Origin of the sequence: Halomonas sp., assembly GCF_041689495.1 — a bacterium.
Lineage (GTDB): Bacteria > Pseudomonadota > Gammaproteobacteria > Pseudomonadales > Halomonadaceae > Halomonas.
This window is the reverse complement of record NZ_JBDNGD010000548.1, coordinates 1-1,976: the sequence shown is the minus strand read 5'-3', so window position 1 is coordinate 1,976 and position 1,976 is coordinate 1. Positions and strand designations below refer to the sequence as shown.

Below are 1,976 nucleotides of genomic sequence, written 5' to 3'. Positions count from 1 at the left end.
TAGAGCGCCTCGGCGCGGTCCTGGGTGACCAGCAGGGCATTGTAATGAGCCAGTGGATTGTCCCGGGCACCGTCACTGCCCTGCCAGGTGGCCTCCAGCAGGGTGTGCCGCAGTGCCGTGTCGCGGGAGACGGCCTGGGCGATCTCTCTTGCCAGGTCGTCGTGGGGACGCTTCCAGCGGCGACCTAAGGGCATGACGATGATCCGCAACCATCGACCCAGGGCACGACTGGGCAGGTTGTCGAGGAACTCATCCAGGGCCTGCTCGGCACGCTGCAAGAGGAAACGGCAGCTGTAATGCAGCAACGCCGCTTCGCCGTCGACCCGGCCGCCCTCCTGCCATTGCTTGAGCACCATGGAAGCCAGGTAGAGATTGGACAGCATGTCGGCCAGGCGCGCGGAAATCATCTCCCGTTGCTTGAGGCTGGCGCCGAGACTCGCCAAGGCGGCATCGGCACAGAGGCCGAAGCCCGCGGAGAGTCGCGAGATATCCCTGGCATAGGGCGCGGCGATCGCGTCGAAGGGCACGTCGGGCTTGCCGATCCCCAGTCCCTGGGTCAGGGCGCGGGCGGCGTTACCCAGGATCAACCCAGCATGGCCGAAGACGGCTCGCTCGAAGGAGGCCAGATCATCGGTCTCCTTGGCGGCCAGTTCCTCGAGCACGTAGGGGTGGCAACGAATCGCCCCCTGGCTGAAGATCATCAGGTTGCGGGTCATGATGTTGGCGCCTTCGACGGTGATGGCCACCGGGTTGGCGCTGTAGCCGATCCCCAGGTAGTTGCTCGGGCCCAGCGTCACCGCCTTGCCGCCGTGAATATCCATGGCATCGCCGAGTGCCTGACGCTGGAACTCGGTGAGCTGACTCTTGAGGATCGCCGAGGGCACCGCCGGCTTCTCCCCGCGGTCGATGGTGTTGGCGGTCTGATAGACCGCCGCCCGCGAGATATAGCAGAGACCGGCAATGCGGGCCAGGGGCTCCTGGATGCCTTCCATCTCGGCCACCGGCAGGTTGAACTGGCGGCGTATGCGGGCGAAGCCACCACTCCAGCCCAGTGCGTAGCGGGCGGCGCCGGCGGCGCCGGAGGGCAGGGTGATGCAACGACCGATGGACAGGCACTCCACCAGCATCCGCCAGCCCTGGCCGACCATCTCGCGGCCGCCGATCAGGGTGTCGAGTGGCACGAAGACGCCCTTGCCCTTGATCGGCCCGTTCATAAAGGGACAGCCGATGGGGTGGTGACGGCGGCCGATTTCCACGCCCTCGGTATCCCGGGGAATCAGCGCCAAGGTAATGCCGCGGTCGGTCTCGTCACCCAGCAGGTTGTCAGGATCGAAGAGGCGGAAGGCCAATCCGATCACCGTGGCGATGGGTGCCAGAGTGATCCAGCGTTTCTCGAAGTTGAGCCGCAGGCCGAGCACCTCCTCGCCGTTTATCTGTTGCTGGCAGACCACCCCGGTGTCGGGAATGGCGGTGGCGTCGCTGCCGGCGCGGGGGCCGGTTAGACCGAAGCAGGGGATCTCGCGGCCATCGGCAAGGCGTGGCAGGTAGTGGTCCTTCTGCTGCTCGGTGCCGTACTTGAGCAGTAGCTCACCGGGACCCAAGGAGTTGGGCACGCCCACGGTGACCATCAGGGTCTCACTGAGTGACAGCTTCTGCAGCACCATGGACTGCGCCTTGGCAGAGAACCCGAGGCCACCGTAGTCCCTGGGGATGATCATGCCGAAGAAACGTTCCGCCTTGAGGTAATCCCAGAGTTCCTGGGGAAGGTCGGCACGTTCACGGGCGATTTCCCAGGCATTGCACATGCCGGCGGCCACGCTGCACTGGTGGTCGATGAAATCCTGTTCTTCACTCGTCAATCCTTCATCCGTCATGGCAAGCAATGTCTGCCAGTCGGGTCGTCCGGTGAACAACTCCCCGTCCCAGGCCACGGTCCCTGCTTCCAGGGCGATGCGCTCGGTCTCCGAGACCCTGGG

General features: G+C 65.2%; 1 protein-coding gene. It reads right to left on the bottom strand.

Annotation, left to right across the window (positions count from 1 at the left end; genetic code table 11):
- The coding region (locus tag ACESMD_RS15775) for an acyl-CoA dehydrogenase (protein WP_372614842.1) at window positions 1-1,976 on the bottom strand (1,976 nt) is incomplete at both ends.